The organism is Spiroplasma endosymbiont of Crioceris asparagi, assembly GCF_964020035.1.
Classification (GTDB): Bacteria; Bacillota_I; Bacilli_A; order Mycoplasmatales; family Mycoplasmataceae; genus TIUS-1.
The window spans coordinates 513,173-532,490 of the sequence record NZ_OZ026475.1 but is presented as its reverse complement, the minus strand read 5'-3'; the positions used below and the strand labels follow the sequence as shown (position 1 = coordinate 532,490).

General features: G+C 25.8%; 17 protein-coding genes, 1 pseudogene and 1 other annotated feature. Of the genes and pseudogenes, 17 read left to right on the top strand and 1 reads right to left on the bottom strand.

Features of this window, described 5'->3' with window-relative positions; translation table 4 throughout:
• Nucleotides 1–13 precede the first annotated feature (13 nt).
• Entirely contained in the window at nucleotides 14–568 is a 555-nt protein-coding gene (locus AACL01_RS02535; protein WP_339022519.1) for an MBL fold metallo-hydrolase, read from the bottom strand.
• 151 nt (nucleotides 569–719) lie between these two features.
• On the opposite strand from AACL01_RS02535, the gene AACL01_RS02530 reads away from it, so the two are divergent.
• From AACL01_RS02530 to AACL01_RS02450, 17 genes and pseudogenes are all read left to right on the top strand, one after another.
• Nucleotides 720–2,423, top strand: coding sequence for a ribonuclease J (locus tag AACL01_RS02530; protein ID WP_339022517.1), 1,704 nt, complete (start codon nucleotides 720–722; stop codon nucleotides 2,421–2,423).
• 81 nt (nucleotides 2,424–2,504) lie between these two features.
• Nucleotides 2,505–5,147: a DNA translocase FtsK gene (locus AACL01_RS02525; protein ID WP_339022515.1), complete on the top strand. Its 2,643-nt coding sequence runs from the start codon at nucleotides 2,505–2,507 to the stop codon at nucleotides 5,145–5,147.
• A gap of 17 nt (nucleotides 5,148–5,164) precedes the next feature.
• Nucleotides 5,165–8,098, top strand: a complete 2,934-nt coding sequence (locus tag AACL01_RS02520) for an ABC transporter permease (RefSeq protein WP_339022513.1) — start codon at nucleotides 5,165–5,167, stop codon at nucleotides 8,096–8,098.
• Nucleotides 8,099–8,106: 8 nt separating this feature from the next.
• Nucleotides 8,107–9,843, top strand: coding sequence for an excinuclease ABC subunit UvrC (uvrC, locus tag AACL01_RS02515; RefSeq protein WP_339022511.1), 1,737 nt, complete (start codon nucleotides 8,107–8,109; stop codon nucleotides 9,841–9,843).
• Entirely contained in the window at nucleotides 9,844–11,328 is a 1,485-nt protein-coding gene (locus tag AACL01_RS02510; RefSeq protein WP_339022509.1) for an MATE family efflux transporter, read from the top strand.
• A gap of 39 nt (nucleotides 11,329–11,367) precedes the next feature.
• Nucleotides 11,368–11,841 (top strand): transcription elongation factor GreA, encoded by a 474-nt coding sequence (gene greA, locus AACL01_RS02505; RefSeq protein ID WP_339022508.1) that lies wholly within the window; start codon nucleotides 11,368–11,370, stop codon nucleotides 11,839–11,841.
• 33 nt (nucleotides 11,842–11,874) lie between these two features.
• Nucleotides 11,875–12,765, top strand: a complete 891-nt coding sequence (gene rsmI / locus AACL01_RS02500) for a 16S rRNA (cytidine(1402)-2'-O)-methyltransferase (protein ID WP_339022507.1) — start codon at nucleotides 11,875–11,877, stop codon at nucleotides 12,763–12,765.
• Nucleotides 12,766–12,793: 28 nt separating this feature from the next.
• On the top strand, nucleotides 12,794–13,081 hold the full coding sequence (locus AACL01_RS02495) for a bacteriocin (RefSeq protein WP_339022506.1): 288 nt from the start codon (nucleotides 12,794–12,796) through the stop codon (nucleotides 13,079–13,081).
• A 49-nt stretch (nucleotides 13,082–13,130) separates the two neighbouring features.
• Nucleotides 13,131–13,208: a sequence feature (ribosomal protein L21 leader region), on the top strand.
• 4 nt (nucleotides 13,209–13,212) lie between these two features.
• A pseudogene (gene rplU / locus AACL01_RS02490) lies at nucleotides 13,213–13,506 on the top strand (50S ribosomal protein L21); the annotation flags it as partial.
• A 312-nt stretch (nucleotides 13,507–13,818) separates the two neighbouring features.
• Nucleotides 13,819–14,127, top strand: a complete 309-nt coding sequence (locus tag AACL01_RS02485) for a ribosomal-processing cysteine protease Prp (RefSeq protein WP_339022504.1) — start codon at nucleotides 13,819–13,821, stop codon at nucleotides 14,125–14,127.
• The gene (gene rpmA / locus AACL01_RS02480) at nucleotides 14,127–14,411 is read left to right on the top strand and encodes a 50S ribosomal protein L27 (protein WP_339022503.1); all 285 of its coding nucleotides are present in this window, start codon (nucleotides 14,127–14,129) and stop codon (nucleotides 14,409–14,411) included. The genes AACL01_RS02485 and rpmA overlap by 1 nt, the downstream gene beginning before the upstream one ends.
• A gap of 252 nt (nucleotides 14,412–14,663) precedes the next feature.
• Nucleotides 14,664–15,530, top strand: a complete 867-nt coding sequence (thyA, locus tag AACL01_RS02475) for a thymidylate synthase (RefSeq protein ID WP_339022502.1) — start codon at nucleotides 14,664–14,666, stop codon at nucleotides 15,528–15,530.
• Between the two features lie 55 nt (nucleotides 15,531–15,585).
• Nucleotides 15,586–16,068 (top strand): dihydrofolate reductase, encoded by a 483-nt coding sequence (locus AACL01_RS02470; RefSeq protein WP_339022500.1) that lies wholly within the window; start codon nucleotides 15,586–15,588, stop codon nucleotides 16,066–16,068.
• Between the two features lie 164 nt (nucleotides 16,069–16,232).
• A complete protein-coding gene (rpsB, locus tag AACL01_RS02465) occupies nucleotides 16,233–17,114 on the top strand; it encodes a 30S ribosomal protein S2 (protein WP_339022499.1) in 882 nt (293 codons plus the stop codon).
• Between the two features lies 1 nt (nucleotide 17,115).
• Nucleotides 17,116–17,997, top strand: a complete 882-nt coding sequence (gene tsf, locus AACL01_RS02460) for a translation elongation factor Ts (protein ID WP_339022498.1) — start codon at nucleotides 17,116–17,118, stop codon at nucleotides 17,995–17,997.
• A 3-nt stretch (nucleotides 17,998–18,000) separates the two neighbouring features.
• Nucleotides 18,001–18,582 (top strand): hypothetical protein, encoded by a 582-nt coding sequence (locus tag AACL01_RS02455; protein ID WP_339022496.1) that lies wholly within the window; start codon nucleotides 18,001–18,003, stop codon nucleotides 18,580–18,582.
• 184 nt (nucleotides 18,583–18,766) lie between these two features.
• A complete protein-coding gene (locus AACL01_RS02450) occupies nucleotides 18,767–19,297 on the top strand; it encodes a hypothetical protein (protein ID WP_339022495.1) in 531 nt (176 codons plus the stop codon).
• Nucleotides 19,298–19,318 lie beyond the last annotated feature (21 nt).

Genomic DNA, 19,318 nt, shown 5'->3' with positions numbered 1-19,318 from the left:
CAGGATATATGTCTTATTTGCAAGCATTTTTTCAAATTCAAACTAATGATTCATAAAAGCGTTTAATATTCGTACCAATAGCTACATTGTGGAATCCTATGCTATTTTTAAAAAAAGTATCACCAACAAAAATTTGTTTATCATTTAATATATAAAATGTTGTTCCGGGAGTATGGCCTCCAAATTGTAAACATCTAATATTAAATTTTTCTAAAGTTTTTATTTCTTCTTCTGAAATTTTAAAAATATTTTTATTACTAGTTAATTGCCAATCTAAATTTCTTTTAAAAGAAAGATTTTTTTGACAATCAAATAAATTTTTATAATCATTTTCACCAATAAAAATTGGCACATTGTGCTCATTTTGAAAAACTTTTAAACCAAGCACATGATCAAAATGTGAGTGTGTAATAAAGATCGCTAGTAATTTAAGATTATCATTTTTTAAATAATCACTAATTTTTTGAGCCTTATCAGCAACATCAAACAAAATTGCATTTTTATTATCGTCAATAACTAAATAAGCATTAACATTATTAAAATCATTGTTTTGAAAATTCTTAATCATTTCTTCCCCTCTAATATAATTTTAATGCAATATTTTAAAAACTAAAATTAAGAAGATAATTTTTTAAATATTTCAAAAAATGTAATATAATTAACTTATTAAAATCTATTTTAGAAGAACAATTTGTTATGAAATAATAAGGAGAATATAAATGGCAGATATTAAGTTTTTTGCTCTTGGTGGGCAAGACGAAAGAGGTAAAAACCTTTTTTGTGTAGAAATAAATAAAGAAATATATGTATTTGATTGTGGAATTAAATATCCCGAAAAATCAGTTTTAGGAATTGATATGGTTACCCCAAACTTTACTTATTTAAAAGATAATTCACCGCGTGTAAAAGGGGTATTTATTTCTAATCCAAGTATTTATAATGCTGGTGGTGTGGGGTACTTCTTAAAAGATTTACCAAACGTACCTATTTATTGTAGTGAAGTGGCTGTTGAAGTTTTAAAAGAAAGAATGATGAAGTCTAAAATTAGATACAATGATTCAAGTTTTAAAGTAATTAAACACAAAGACATTATTAAATTTAAAGAAACATCAGTGCACATTTTTAGAGTAACTGCATCATTTCCTAATACATTTGGATTTTCATTACCAACTGAAAATGGAACAATTATTTATATGGGTGATTATATGATTCAAGCAAACAATGAAGCAAGTTTTGAAGCAGACACTTTGTGAGCAAGAGATCAAATTAAATCAGAAGTATTAGCATTTATTGGAGATTCTGAATATGCAAACAGAATGGACTTTACTACCCCAAATCATAAAATTGAACGTTTTATTTCTTCGCATATGAAAAATCTTAAAAAAAGATTAGTAATTGGAATATTTGAAGAAGATGTTTATAAAATGTATGAAATTATTCGTTTGGCAAAAGAATCTGGGCGTAAGGTAGCAATTTATGGAAAAACTTTATTAAAAATAATTCAAAACAAAACAGTACAAGAAGAATTGGATTTAAAACCATCAGATATTATTAAAACTTCAGAGGTAAGTAAATATCCTGATTGTGTAATTATTATTAATGGTACTGGAGATATTCTTTATTCAAGACTTGATAAAATGGCCAATGATGGTGATGAATCAATTACATTTGATGAAAATGACACAATTATTTTAGCAGTTGCTCCAATGCCGGGTGTTGAAAAAAGACACGCCCAAACTCTTGATGAACTAGCAAGAACTAATGCTGAACTAATTTCTTTATCAGATAAAGCCATTTGATCTATGAGAGCTAGTTATGAAGATATTAAATTAATGGTTAATATTTTTAAACCAAAATACTTTATTCCTGTTAAAGGATTATATAAAAACTTTTTATGTGCAGAAAAAGCCGCAATTGAAGCTGGTATCTTTTCTAAAAATGTAATGATCTTAAAAAACGGTCAAACATTAAAATTATCAAAAGATCGCTTAGTTTATGAAAATGAAAAAATTAAAGTTAACGATGTTTATGTTAATGTTGTGGGCGTTGGTGATGTATCTTCAATTGTTTTAAATGAAAGAAAACAATTATCAACTAATGGAATTCTAGTAGTTGGTGTTAATGTTGATTCAAAAACAAAAGAAATCGCTTCTTTAATTGATATTCAAATGCGTGGTTTAGTTTATATTTTTGAAGATTCACCAATATTTAAAATAATGCAAAAACAAGTTATTGATATTATTGCAAAACATACAGAATTATTTAAAAAAACACCAAAAGAATATGATCAAGAAAATCTTAAAAAAGAAATTAATTTAAAAATCGGACAAATAGTTAAAACTGAAACTGGTAAAAAACCTATCATATTAGTTGTTATTAACGAATTAGAAGAAGATAGATATTATTTAGATGGAAAAAGATAAAAAAAGATGTTGCACATCTTTTTTTATAATAAGTAGCAATATAAGTAGGGTTTATAACTATAATATAAGAAAGGGCATGTTATGAAAAATTTAGAAAACAACGATACTGAAAAAAGCATATATGAAAATTCACAAGAATTTACTACTGCTTTTACCATTGAAAAAAAACCTCATAGAAGTGACGCTATTGGTTGAATGGTTTCTTCGACATTAATTTTTTTTATAACTATTATTTGTGCTTTAAGAGTTACTATAGTTGGGCAATTTTTAGATGATGTATTATTTGCTTTTATTTTTGGTTGATTTAAATACATTATTTATTTGTTAGCAATTTCAACTGCTGTTTTAATTTATTCAGGAATTAAATTTAAATTTAAAAAACGATTTCTTTTGATGGTATTTATTACGTTCTCAACTATTTGTTTCTTTATAAGTTCTATTTTATATTTTACTCAAATTGCAATAGTTAGTGATTCAGAGATTCATGGAAAATTTTGAAATAAAGATATCTTTAATATATTTTTAGATAATTATATTAATAATTGAAAAGAAAAATCAGTATTTACCCATAATCAAGGATTTAAATCAGAACATTGATGAATTGCAAACATTAATACATATTTTAATCCATGAGCAGGTGGGGGAATAATTGGTGCTTTATTATGTGGAGTATTTTCATATTTATCAATCATTGTAGCAATCATTGTTTCAATAATGTTTTTGATAATGAACTGAGCATGAATTTTTAAAGGTCACCCTTTATATTTTTTACCTTTAAAAAATAAAAAGAAATATAAACGTTTAAGAATCCTTTCTTTAAAATCAAAATCTAATGGTAAAAGTAAACGAAGTGCAATTGTTAATGTAATTAATTTAAGAAATGAGATTGATGAGTTAGAAATAGCTAGTTCTTCAAATGAATCAGACGTCACAATTGAGTTTCCTAGTTATTTAAAAAATAAAGATAATTTAGCAACTATAGAATTTAATGATGAATTAATTCCCGCAAATGATATCGAAAGCCCATACAATGATTACGAATATCAAAGTGTTACAAATACAAAAATAGATCACACACAGTTAAAAACTATCAATGATGATGAATTTACTAATTCTAGAACTAATATGAACATAGTTTCTAAAACTGAAGAAGTAATTTATGAAGAAGACCCAACTTTAGTACAACAACCAATCATTAGACCACGTCCAATGCCACAAAACACAGTAACACAACAAGCTCCAAATGTTGTTGCAAAACCAGTTATTAAAAAAGAACAAAAAGAATTTGTTAATTCAAGATATGTTTTACCAAAAATTGATATTTTAAAACAAAACACTGCTGGTCAAAAAGAAATGGCTGAAGCTAGACTTATTGCAGAACAAAAAGCAGCAAGTATTAATTTATTATTTCAACAATTTGGCGTTAATGCTAAAGTAACTGCAATTAATACTGGACCAACAATTACTAAATTTGAAATCACTCCTGAACCAGGAACAAAAGTTAATAGCATTACTAAGTTAGAAAATGATTTAAAACTAACTTTAGCAAGTCAAAATGTGCGTATTGAAGCACCAATTCAAGGTAAAGCAGCAGTTGGTATTGAAATTCCAAACGATAAAGGTTTACCAGTTTCTATGCGTGAGGTATTACAAACACCACCAAGTGGTTCTGAGCAATCAAAATTATTGTTTGTGATTGGTAAATCGGTGACTGGTGACTTAATGTTTGGTGAGTTAGATAAAATGCCCCATTTATTAATTGCTGGTTCAACTGGTAGTGGTAAATCAGTTATGGTTAATGGAATTATTTCTTCAATATTAATGAGAGCTAAACCTCATGAAGTTAAGTTTATTATGGTTGATCCTAAAAAAGTTGAACTTGCTGCTTATGCAAGAATTCCTCATTTGATTACACCAGTTATTAATGATATGTCATTGGCAAATAATGTATTGAAAAAAGTTATTGCTGAAATGGATCGCAGATATATGTTATTTACTCAAAATGCAGTAAAAAATATCTCTGGGTTTAATTCTAAGCAAACTAATGAAGAAGACAAGCTTCCATTTTATGTAGTAATTATTGATGAATTAGCAGATCTTATGATGACAGCTAATAAAAAAGATGTTGAAGATTCAATTATGAGATTAACTCAAATGGCAAGAGCTGCGGGAATTCATTTAATTGTAGCAACTCAAAGACCTTCAACAGATGTACTTACAGGAGTTATTAAATCAAATATTCCTACAAGAATTTCATTTTCAGTTACAAGTTCAATTGATTCAAGAACTATTTTAGATAGTCCTGGTGCTGAAAAATTAGTAGGAAAAGGGGATATGTTATATATGCCTCCAGGAAGTTCAAATTTATTAAGAGCTCAAGGCGCTTATATAAGTGATGCAGAAATTGAAAAAATTGTTGATCATTGTGCCTCTCAACAACGACAATTATTTAATGAAGAATTTACAAAAGCAGATGAACATGAGGGAAATTCAAATAATTTAGGTAAATCATCTGGTGGAGTTGATCCAATGTTTAATGAAATTAAAGCGTTTGTTATTGACACACAAAAAGCTTCAACAAGCTTAATACAAAGAAAATTTTCAATTGGATATAATAGAGCGGCTAAACTAATTGACGAATTGGAAGCAGCGGGAGTTATTGGTCCACAAAATGGTTCAAAACCACGAGAAGTTTTTATTCAAGGCGACATAGACTTTGAATAACTTAAAGGTAAATATTAATGAAAAACATAAAACTACTTACTAAAGAAGCTATACATGACATGAAGAAAAAATCAATTCTGTTTTTTTCTTTTTTGATTTTTTTAATGTTTGGAATTGCTTTTTCAATCGGAATTTTTCAATTTTATTCAACATTTAATAATGATGGAAGAAGGGCATCTGATTCAAGATTTGAAAGAACATATAATTATGCAATAAATTCTACTAGGTTAAGTTCAATTGAAAAACCAGATTTTAGCGGCACTGATTTTGAAATGTATGCTAAACAAAATGAAAAGGTTGGCAATGAAGCTAATATAAATGATATTGTTACTAAAAAACAAGGTTTTGTAAGCTACAAGGGTTCTGAAAAATTTTATAACAACATTATTGTTGATTATGTTTATAATAAAGTTTTATCACCAAAAAATTTATTGAATTCTAAATACAAAAAGAATATTATGCCCGAGAAAATAGAAGGTTTATATGACGCTAATAAATGTCAAATTCAAGAATATAATTTTAATATTGATTCTCGTTATGAGTTTAATCCATTAAAGGTTACTTCTAAGGTTAAAAATTTTGATAAATTAGTTAGAGATGTAAATAGTAAGTCAATAATTGTTGGAAGTACTTTTCTTAGTTATCACAAATTAAAATTAGGTGATAAAATTTCTTTTTCACTAGAAAACAAAAACTTTTCGGATTACACAATAGTAGGTAGTGCATATACAGCAAATGAAGCATTTAAAACTAATGTGAACAAAATTTATTTAAATAATAAAGAGTTTATACAAACATTATCGCAGATTCACCATAAGTCAAAATGAATTGGTATTTGTTTATACAACACAAAAGACATTAAAAAAAATATATCTAAAAATGCTTTAATTAAAGTAATTAACAATGACAAAAAATATTTTAGTAATTTAATTAAAAACACTTTTGCTAGTGCTAAAAGTGATAATTCGTCATTTTCTAAATCATTAGTTGGCGAATTTCGTTATGAAGATACACCCAAATTTGATTTTAATAATCAATTATTCATTTATCGTGTTGTTAGTTTAATGATTGCGTCAGTCGTACTTATTGTTGTTATCATTTCTTATTTTTTCGTAGAAAAACACACGATTGATAAAAATTTAAAAAAATTATCATTTTTAAAATCAATGGGATTTAGTAATTTTTCTCTAGTTTACTATATTTTATTTTCCTCAATTATATTTGTATTTTTAGCTTCAATTGTAGGTTATTTATTTAGTTTCATAACTTATACAATATTGGCGAAAACCATTGGATATACAGATAGCTTTTTACTACCAGCGTTTCCTAGTGGTGGGGATTTTTATATTGCATATGGAATAATGCTTTTATGCATTTCTTTATCAGCTTTTATAATTACATACTTTAGTATTACTGGTGACAAATTATCAATTCATAATAAAAAAATAAGTAATTTTGAGTTAGCAATTTTAAAAATTAAAGATAATCGCTTAATTCAAAAAAGTAAATTTGCACCCATTATTGCATTTCAAGTTTCTAACTTAGTAAAAGGTCTATTTGTTTTAATAATTACATGTCTTGCTTTAGCTGGTCTTGGATTATCGTTGCAATTATCTGGTGGAATTAATGCTGCTTCTAAATCATATTACAAACCAGTTTTTCATAACAATAAGTCAGTTGGATTTTTACAATATGATGATTATCAGTGAACAGAACAATATTATAAAAATAACGAAGTATTAACAGAAGATAATTATAAAGACTTATTAAAACCATATACATTAGAACAGGCAAAAGAATTTGTTGATTCTGATTCTCCATGAGAAAAATTAAAAGATTATCCACCAATAGATCATTATATTCCTCATGAAATATCAGGCGAGTTTATGGAATATTTATTTGAACATAAAGATGATAAAAAAGTAAAAGAAAATACAACTTTAGTTAATTTAATCAATAACTATAAAATATATAAAGATACTTTTAAGGGTGATGCTATTGATCCAGTTATTACATTTAAAAATGCAATTTTACCAAAAGGATATGATTTAAAAAATAGCACAACTATTTGAACGTCTGATAAAGCAAGAGTATATGGTGAAAAAAATTCTCATTTAGATGATGGTGTACCAGATGGCTATCATGGAGTTTCAATTAATTATAATTTTCAATATTCTGAACATTATGATATTGGAAGCAAATTTACTATGACTTTTAAAAAACACGAAAATGAAAATCCCCAAACATTAAAGTTTGTTGTCAAAAATATTAATTATCAACTTTTAAGTGATAACGAAGCAGTTATTGATCAAAAAGTGTTTTCTTCAAATGAAATATTAAATTTAAAACCTAATGCAATATTCGATAGTGGTAAAACACCATGAACAATTAAATATTTAACTGTTCCAATGATGAAGCAACATGCCGATGGGAAAAGTCCTGATGATTTTTTTGTTAAAAAAGATAATAAACTTGAAAATAATTTAGATTTTAAATTTGTTTCGCTTCCAGTAATTACTGACATGATTAAAAAATTAATCGGGATTTATTATTCATTAATTTTAATTGGAACATATGGAATGATTATTTTCACAATTTTAATGTTAATGGTAATTGATTTAATTATTATTATTGAAAATAAACGTACATTACTAGTCTTAAAAACATTGGGATATTCACGTAAAAAGACAGTGTTAATGATTTTATCAATTTATCCAATTGCAATAATAATTTCTTATTTTGTTTCCTTGTATGCTAGCTCATATACAATTAATGCGCTAAGCGATACAATTTTAGAAAAAATGAAATTAAAAATTTCTTCTGTATTTACATTAGAAACGTCACTAATTCCATTAGTGTTTGCAGTTTCTTTTATAGTAATATTAATTTATTCACTAATAGCAACTTATAGAAAAATTAAAGTTGAAGATATATCTTCATTTGCAGAGTAGGTAAATCAATGATTAATCTAAAAAACATTCCCCAAAAACCAGGTTGTTATTTATATTTTAATAAAGACAATGTGGTAATTTATGTTGGTAAAGCTAAAAATTTAAAAAAAAGAGTTTCATCTTATTTTATAAAATCACAAAATTTTAAAACTGAAAAATTAATAAGTGAAATTGAAAAAGTTGAAACAATTATTACCAACAATGAAAAGGAATCATTACTTTTAGAACAAAACTTAATCAAAAAATATTCTCCAAGATTTAATGTTTTATTAAATGATGATAAACGATATCCATATATTGCCATCACAAATGAAAAAGATCCCAAATATGTATATATTAGAAAAAATAATCATAAGTATAAAAATGTTTTTGGACCATTTCCTAGTGGAAGCAATGCTAGACAAATATTAGAAACCCTAGAAACACTTATTCCCTTAAGGAGATGCAAAGGTAATTTGGGAAAACCATGTCTTTATTTTCAAATTGATGAATGTTCTGGAGCTTGCTTTAAAGATGTTTCTGAAGATTATTACAAAGAACAAATTAAAAAAATTAAAAATTTTTTTAAAGGTGATACAGAATTTGTTAAAAAAAGATTGTTTGAAAAAATCTCTGTTTCTGCAAATAATCTTCAATTTGAACAAGCAAAAAGGTATAAAGAAATTTTAGATCATATTGATTTTCTAGTTGGAACACAAAATGTTGAACTACAAGAAAAAATCAACCGCCATGTTATTAATTTTTATCAAGATGAAAACAATATTTGTATTTCTGTTTTATTTTACTTAAATGGTAAATTGTCATTTAAAGAACAAGAAATTTTTCCTAACAATTTTCAAAGTTTAGAAGAAACTCTCGAATCATTTATTTTTCAATTTTATGAAAAAAATACGCAACCAGATCTTTTGAATCTTCCTGAGCAATTTAATAACTTGTATGTTCTTGAAGAGTTAAAATTAAAATTTGATAATAAAACAAAAATTTCAAAAAAACTTTTGGATTTATGTAAAGAAAATTCTAAAGAATTTTTATATTCTAAAAAAACTATCAATGATTCTTATGATGTATTATTAGATATGCAAAAATCATTTGATTTAAATAAATACCCAAATCATATCGAAGTATTTGATATTGCTAATATTGGTAAAGAATTTGTGACGGGCGGAGTTGTTGTTTTTAAAAATGGAAAGCCAATTAAAAATGAATTTAGAGCTTATAAAATTGAAATTGAACAAGGTGATGACTTTCATAGAATGCAAAATGTAATTTATCGAAGATATCAAAAATCATTAATGGAGAAAAGAATATTGCCAGATTTAATAATTGTAGATGGCGGTAAAATTCAATTTAATGCCGCAATGTCACAATTAAATGAATTGAATTTAAATATTAATGTAATTGGACTTGTTAAAAATAACAAACACAAAACCGAAAAAGGAATAAATTATTTAGGACATGAAGTAGACATTAAAAAGAATAAAAGACTATTTAATTTTCTTGCCGCAATGCAAGAAAGAGTTCATGAATATACAATAAGTGTTTTTAGATTCAAAAAAGAGTCAGCTATCAAAAAAGATATGTTGTATGAAGTTAAAGGTTTGGGTCCAAAACAAATTTTAAAAATAAGAAATAAATTTCCTGATAATAATTCACTTTTTAGTGCTAATATTGATTTGATTAAAGAAATGATTACCAATAAGAATACACTAGATAATTTAATTGAATTTATTAAAAGGAATAAATAAATGTTTGGAGAAAATAAGAATATAGAAATTAAAAAGTTTGCAAAAATAGATCAACCATTTTGGAGAGTCAATAATAAAAAAGCAATTTTAACGATGGCAATACCAATATTTATTCAAATGTTGTTTTCAGTATTTGTTGCTCAAATTAATCAAATTGCAATGAATTATTATGATAGGGGATATTATAGCGATGCAGTTAATAAAGCAATTGTTTGTTATTTTACATTGCAATTTGTGCCAACTTTAATTGCATCTGGAACACTAATAGTTATGGGAAACCTAATTGGACAAGGTAGAAAAAAAGAATTGTCAGAAGTTCTTAAAACAGGATTAGTTCTTAACTTTTTTATAGTTTTATTTATCTTTGCATTTACACAAATATTTTCTGAAAATATTATCAATTTATTAAGTCCAAAAGCAGATGTTGATATTAGTGCCGAAGAAAAAAAAGAGTTAATGAATATTTCTATTAATTATTATAGAATTTTAAATGTGCAGTTCTTAATGCTCTCAATTATTCAAGTGTTTGTAGCTGGTTTACAAGCTTTGAAAAAATCAATTTATGTAACAATTGGATCAATAATTTCTGGATTTTTAAATTTAGTATTAATTTTAGGAATGTTATTTATCTTTGATTTAGGCCCTGTTTGAAGTGCCACCTCTTTGATATTAACCAGTGTTTTTTTACTTTTATATATGGGTTATTTTTGTATAAAGTTTATTGATTTTTCTACTTCTAAGTTTTTTGCGTTTAATCCTAAATTTGCAAAAGATACTTTAAAAATGGGATTACCAATAACAATGGAAATGGGAACATGATTTTTATTTAGTTTTGTTACTTCTATGACAATTTCAAAATTAGGAGATGCAGATGTAATTTCCAATGGTGTGGGAAAAAAAGAAACACATTATACTTGGTTAGTATTTCATAGAAATATAACATCAATTCAACAATACTCAAGTGCTTTTACTTCGGCAATGGGAACGGTAACCTCTGTTTTTGTTTCAAGAAAAATTGGTGAAGATGACAAAGAGGGAGCATATAGAGAGGGAATAAATTGCTGAAAATTAGCAATTTATGCTTCAGTAATTTCTGGGATAGTTATGTTTATGTTAACTTATCCAATTATGTTAGCATTTAATGTCCCAAGCAACATTATTTTAAAATGGGGATTTGTTTTATTTGGTGTACTATTAATTAAATTATTATTTGATACAGTTAATATGACAATATTAAGAGCATTGTGAAGCTCAAATGACTTATGATTCCCAATAACACTTTCTTTATTCACCATGGGGATTGGAATGGTTGTGGGACCATTAATACTACTTCAATTTGTGTCAAACACTACAAATGGAACTAATAATGGAATATTTTTATTATTAATTTATTCATGTAATTTATGTGATCCACTTATTCGTTCACTAGTTTATCAAAGAAGATGAAGAAAGGGGACTTGACAAAAATATGCCAAAAAAATTTAACATTTTTTGTGTATAATTAATAAATCAAGAGGTAATAATATGAATGCAAAAGATATTGTTTTAACAAGCGAAGGTTATAAAAAAATTAAAGAAGAATTAGAAAATTTAATCAATGTTATAAGACCACAAGTTATTGAAGAACTTGTTGAAGCACGTTCACAGGGAGACTTGTCAGAAAATGCAGATTATGATGCGGTTAGAAATCGTCAAGCAGAAGTAGAAGCAAGAATTAAAGAACTTGAAACTTTAGTAATGAAAGCAAAAATTGTTGATTCTAAAAGTTCGGGTAAAAAAGAAGTTAAAGTTGGAAGTACAGTTACAGTATCAAATAGTTTAACAAAACAAAATATGACTTTTAAAGTTGTGAGTCCTATTGAAGCTGATCCTTTCAATTCTAAAATTTCTTATGAATCACCAATTGCTGAAGCTTTAATTGGTAAAGGTGTTGGCGAAAAAGCTAGAATTAAAAATATTAAAAAACCATATGATGTTGAAATTATTTCTATAAAATAATCAACAACATGGTTTTTTTGTTTGGGAGTAAAAATGTTACAAGTGCAAAAATCATTTAATAATAAAAATTCTACAATTTATTTTGTCACAACACCAATTGGTAATTTAAATGAATTTAATTTTAGAGCAATAAATATTTTAAAAGAAGTTGGTGCAATCTTTTGTGAAGATACAAGAACATCTAAAAAATTACTTGATAAATTTGATATTCACAACAAAACATTTGCGTTTCATAAATTTAATGAACTACAAATGTTAAATACCTTAAAACAATATATTGAAAAAAATCAATCAATTGCAATTATTAGTGATGCAGGTGTTCCGGGTTTTTCAGATCCGGGTTTAAAAACAATTGAACAACTTTTATATAAAGATAATATAGAAGTAAACATAGTTACTGTGGGAGCTGGAAGTGCACTAAACTACGCCTTAATTTCTGCAGGTATTTATTTTCATAATTTTATTTTTTTGGGTTTTTTAGAAAGAAAAAAAACCAAGATTCAAGAAGAATTTTTAAAATATAAAAACGCAATTAATAATCAAGAAGATATATTATTTACTTTTTATGAATCTGTTCATCGCATTAAAGATACAATAGATTTATTAAAAACAGTTTTTACAGAAGATTCTTTAGTTGCGATTTGTAGAGAAATTACAAAATTAAATGAAGAAATAATTAGAGGAAATTTAACTGAAGTTAGTGAATTTGTTGGTTCGAAAAATTTTGTTGACAAAGGAGAATTTGTAGTTGTTGTAAAACCAAAATGAATTACAAAAACTATCGAAGATATGAATGAAATTTTTGCTTTAATAGATGAATTGGTAAAAAAAGGTTTTAAATTAAACGAATCAGTTAAGGAAGTTGCTTCAAATAACAATTTAGACAAAAAAACATTATATAAAATGTATATTAATTCTAAATAATCATCGATTTACCATAAGGGGTGATAAGATGACAAAACTAACCGACAATGAATTAGAAAAAATTGAAGGTGGTGCAATAACTGGAGCCTTTTTTGATGGAATAGCTAAAGTTATTGAGGCACCATTTAGCGGTTTAATAAATTTAATTGGTGCAATTAACACAACAATTTTATCTGGAAAAGAACATGACCATTCAACTGACATGTCTTATAAAATTGGTAATGCATCATTTAGTACAAAACATGGTGATGGACATTCACATATGACACAGTCACAAATTGATCATATGTATTCAAATAATTCTTCAATTATTTAATTTTTATAAAATTTTTAAAATAAATAATATAAAATAATTATTAGTTGAAAAAAAGTTTCAACCGCACCTTTAACGTATCAAAGATGTTTTTTACAAACACACGTAATGGGCGAGTATAAACGGAGGAAATTATGTTTGCAATTATACAAACAGGTGGAAAACAAATAATGGTTCAAGAAAAAGAAACCATATATGTTGAAAAATTGCCAGAAAAAGAAGGCAATAAAGTTTACTTTACTGATGTATTAATGATTGATGATAAATTTGGAAAACCATTTTTAAAATCAGCAGTAGTAGTTGGAAAAATCATTAAACAAGGTAAACAAAAGAAAATTAAAGTAATAAGATACCATCCAAAGAAAAATATAAATAAAACTTATGGTCATAGACAACCTTATACAAAAGTTGAAATTGATCAAATATCAATTGATGGAGCTGGAATTAAAATACCAGAAGTGTTAAAAAAAGTTTCTAAACCAGCAGCAAAAAAAGCAACTGCAGTTAAAAAACCAGCAGCAGCAAAAGCAACTGCAGTTAAAAAACCAGCAGCAGCAAAAAAAGCAACTGCAATTAAAAAACCAGCAGCAGCTAAGCCAGCAGCAACAAAAACAACTGCAACTAAAAAACCAGCAGCAGCAAAAGCAACTGCAGTTAAAAAACCAGCAGCAGCTAAGCCAGCAGCAACAAAAACAACTGCAACTAAAAAACCAGCAGCTAAAAAATAAGGGTTAGATTTTATGATAAAAGCACTTATTAAAAGTGATAATAATAAAATTAAAAGTATTGTGGTAAATGGACATGCAAATTATGCCAATAGTGGTAAAGATATTGTTTGTGCAGGGGTTACTGCAATAATGGTTGGAGCATTAAATGCAATTGATATTTTGTATAATGATCAAGCAACATTAAATGTTTTAGAAAATGAAATTCAAATTATTGTTAAAAGTGATTCAAATGAATTGCAAAAAACACTGGAATTTGTCAAAATACAATTGAAAACAATTTTTGAACAATATCCAACATATTTTGAATTAAAGGAGATATAATGAAATTTTTATTAGGGTTACAATATTTTGCCTCTAAAAAAGGAACTGGTTCTACAAGAAATGGTAGAGACTCAGAATCAAAAAGATTAGGTGCTAAAAAAGCTGATGGAGAATTTGCAAATGCAGGTTCAATCATTTTTAGACAAAGAGGAACAAAAATTCATCCAGGAATTAATGTTGGAAGAGGTGGAGATGACACTTTATTCGCATTAAAATCAGGGGTTGTTAAATACCAAAGATTTGGAAAAGATAAAACAAGAGTAACAGTTATTGAACAAAAATAGTCAAATGACTATTTTTTATTTTTTATGATAAAAGTTATATCATTTGATTTAAAATAAGGGTAAGGAATAAAAAAGATATAGCTAATTTAAGAGCAAAAAAATCAGTTTATTTAAATGGTTTTTTTATTTTTAATAGATAAATTTAAATTCTCGTTTTAAAAGCATTTTTAAACTAAAAAATTATGCAATATAAAATTAAGATTACTTAATTTTAAAATATTAATTTAGACAAAAAATAATTAAAGGAAAATAATGAAACAATATTTAAACATTTTAAAAGAAATTTTAAAAGAAAATAATAATAAAGAAGATAGAACTAAGGTTGGAACTATCTCAAAATTTGGTGTGCAACAAAGATATGATTTAAGAAAGGGTTTCCCATTATTAACAACAAAAAAAGTATATTTTAAGGCTATTTTGGTTGAATTATTATGGTTTATAAGAGGAAACACAAACATTAAATACCTTGTTGATAATAATGTAAATATATGAAACGAATGACCATATCAAAATTTTACAAAATCAAAAGATTACAAAAATGAAACACTTGCTGAGTTTGTTGAAAAAATTAAAAATGATGTAAGTTTTGCAAAAAAATATGGAGATTTAGGGCCAGTGTATGGTAAACAATGAAGAGATTTTAATGGTGTAGATCAATTTAAAAAATTAATTGAAAACTTAAAAAAAGATCCTAATTCAAGAAGGCATATAGTTTCTGCATGAAATCCAAATGAAGTGGATAAAATGTTGTTACCCCCATGTCACACTTTATTTCAATTATATGTTGCTGAAGATAAGTATTTAGACCTTCAAATGTATCAAAGAAGTGCTGATATGTTTTTGGGAGCGCCATTTAACATTGCCAGTTATTCTTTGCTTTTGATACTAATTGCAAGAGAGGTTAATTTAATCCCAAGATATTTTATTCACACAATTGGAGATGCACATATTTACAAAAATCACATAGAGCAAGTAAAATGTCAAATTCAAAGAAAACCATATAAATTATCAAATATAGAAATAACTTCAAACAAAAATATTTTTGAAATTGATCACGAAGATATAATATTAAAAAACTACAAACATCATAGCAAAATTGTGGCACCAATTGCTGTTTAATAATAAACAAATAAATTTTTTATAATTATGAAATAATAATTAAGGTAGGTAAAGAATGATTATTTTAATATGGGCAGAATCTAAAAACAAAGTTATTGGTAGGGATAATTTTTTACCATGAAATATTAAGGCTGAAATGGAACATTTTCAAAATGTAACAAAAAATAAAACTGTGTTAATGGGAAGAAAAACTTGAGAGTCTTTAAAAATTAAACCTTTACCAAATCGTGAAAACATTGTTTTGTCTAAAACAATGAAAAATAATCAAGCTTTTCAAAATCTAAAAATTATTAATAATCTAGATGAAATTATTGATTTTAAAAACAGTAATCAAGAATTATTTATAATTGGTGGTTTAAGTGTTTATCAAAGCACACTTGATTTAGCCGATAAATTAATTATTAGTGAAATTAATCAAGAATATGAGGGTGATGTGTTTGCACCTAAAGTTGATTTTGAAAAATTTATTTTATTAGAAGAAAAACAATATGATGGATTTTGTGTCAAAACATATTTAAGAAAAAATAAACTAGATTAATTCTAGTTTTTTTTGTCATTTTTTTCATATCTATATATAATAACTTATGTAGTTTATATCAATAGTAAACACATTAAGGAATTTTGATACCCAGTGCTATTTGAATAATCAAATGGTGGTCTCATTTAGAACTTAATGGAAGCATAACGAAAGGGAAATTAAATATGCCAAAATCACTAACAAGAGATGATCTATATGAAGCAAGTGCTCAGTATGGTCACAACACAAGAAATTGAAATCCAAAAATGAAACCATACATTTATGGAACAAAAAACAAAGTACATATTATCGATTTACAAAAAACAGTTTCTATATTAGAAGAAGTTGGAAAATTCATGACTGAAATTGGTAAGTCAAAAGAAAAAATTATTTTTGTAGGAACAAAAAAAGCAGCTCAAGCAGCAGTTAAGGAAGCAGCTCAAAGAACACAAAACTTTTTTGTTGATGTTCGTTGATTGGGTGGATCACTTACAAACATGAGAACTATTTCATTAAGATTCAAAGCTTTATGAAATATTGAAAATGAAGAAAAAACAGGAAAAATTAATTTAAGACCTAAAAAAGAACAAATTTTAATTAGAAAAGAAAAAGAAAAATTAGAAAGAATTATTGGTGGAATTAGATATATGCACAAATTGCCAGCAGCAATTTTTGTAGCAGATCCAATTCATGATGAAATTGCCGTTAAAGAAGCTAGAGTTTTAAAAATTCCAGTTATTGCAATTTGTGATACAAACGTAAACCCAGACTTGGTGGACTTTGTAATTCCTGCAAATGATGATGTTTCAGAATCAATCAACATTATTGTTAATTATTTAGCTGAATGTTATGCAGTTGGTGCAGATATGAAATTATCACCATCTCAATTAAGAACAATAACACCTAAAAAAGAAGAAACTGAAAATAAATACGAAAACAAATACAATTCAGAACGTAGACAATTTACAGATAACAAACGTACAGAATATAAACGTACAGAAGCAAAAACTGTTGATACAAAAACTTCTGATAAAAAAAGTACAGAAGAAAAACTAGGAGATAAATAATATGGGAGCAACACCACAATTAATTAAAAAATTAAGAGAAATCACTAGCGCTGGAATGATGGATTGTAAAAAAGCATTAGATGCAACAAATGGAAACATTGATGAAGCAGTTGTTTGATTAAGAGAAAATGGTTTAGTTAAAGCTGCAAAAAAAGCTGACAGAGTAGCTGCTGAAGGAGTTACTTGTGCTAAATCAAATTCTAAAAAAGCAATTATATTTGAAGTTAATTCAGAAACAGATTTTGTTTCAAAAAATCAAAACTTTTTAGATTTAATTGATGAAATTGCAGACGCTTTATTAAAAAATGATTTTAAAAATCGTGAAGAAGCTTTAAAAATTCAATTAAAAAGTAAACAAACAATTGAAGAAGCTTGTATTGCTGCAACTGCTACAATAGGTGAAAAAATTGAATTTAGAAGAGTTGAATTTGTTGACTTAGCAAAAAAACAAATAATTTCAACATATAATCACTCTAACAAAAGAATTTCAGTATTAGTTGAATTTGAAGGATCAATTTCAAAAGATGATGCTTATAATATTGCAATGCATATTGCTGCAATGTCACCTAAATACTTATCTGTAAATGATGTACCACAATCATTCAAAGATTCTGAAATGCATATAATTAAAGAAACAACTGATGTTACAGGAAAACCAGAAAATATTGCCAAAAATATTTTAAATGGAAAATTAAACAAAAAAATTTCAGAAATTGTTTTACTAGAACAAGCATTTGTAATGGATGAAAAATTAAAAATTAAACAATTTTTAGAATCTAAAAAAACAAACTTAATTTCTATGAAAAGATTTGAAGTTGGTGAAGGAATAGAAAAAGTTGTTACTGATTTTGCAGCTGAAGTTGCTGCGCAATTAAAAGGTTAGTAAATGACAAACAACAATCCCACATTAGTAATCGCGGTTATTTTAATGATAATTTCAGTTGTTGCATTAATAGCAAATTTTGGTACTTTATTTCAATTTTGAAAACAAAAAGGTAACGTGTATAAAATTAATGTTTTAATGCTTTCAATTAATTTAATAATAGTAAGTGTTTATTTTATTTTTTCATTATTAACACTTATTACAATTAAGAATAATAGTGATTCTCAAAAGGGTAAAATTTTAATTTATTTAACTATCATTTTAACTATCATTTTATTTTCAATGATTTGAACATTTTTAGAAAAAGTTGCTTTAAGCATTAATAATAATAGTAAAAAACTTGTGTTTTTTGGATCAAGTATTAAATTTTCAGAAATTAAATCAATAATAATAGATAATGAAGTCAAAAAAATATTTATAAATTATTGTGCTTCATCAAATATTAAAAGTATTTCTTTAAAGCTTAATTCAGATTTTGCAAAAACTATTATTGATAATAAATCATGAATTGATTTAGAACCCATTGAGACAAATCAAAAACAATGAGTTAAAGAATACGAATTTAATTTAAAACTAGAAAAATAAGTTTCAAACTTATTTTTTTTATAAATTATTCAAAATAAACCCATTTAAGCACTATTTTTAACTTCTTGTGACAACTTACTAAAAAAAAAAAAAAAAGTTCGAAATGAGTGCTTATTTTGAATAATAGTACCATTATGTGATAAAATATATGCATAAACAATGTTATCAATTAGTGGAGATAAATATGCAAAAAAAGTTTATAAAAATTAAATCACAAAGTATTCAATGAGGTTTTCCAATCGCTTTATTAAATACTTATAATAATGAAAAACAAATTGAGGAGGTTACTATTGTAACTTCTTTAATGAACTTCAAGAATTTTATTGTGGTGGCATTACAAAAAAATTCAAGCGCCTATAAAAATATATTAAGTAGTGAAAATGCAGTTTTAAATATTTTAGATGAAAATAATTATAGAAGAGTTGACAAAAGTTATAAAACAAAAGAACCAATCAATAGTTGATTAACCGTTTCTGAAAGTCAATTTGCAAATTTATCTAGATATGAAGAGTGTCCAATTTCAATGGATTTATATGCAGAAAATATTTCTAGTGTTGATGCAGAAAGTGTTCATTTTGTGCGTTTTAAAATTAAAAACGTTTTTGTCAAACAAGATTGTTTGGATGAAGAAGGTTATATTATTGATAAAAATATTAGACCATTAATTTATAAATTTAGAAATTACTATAGATTAGAAAAAAAACCTATAAAATAATATAAAATTATTTAAGGTGGA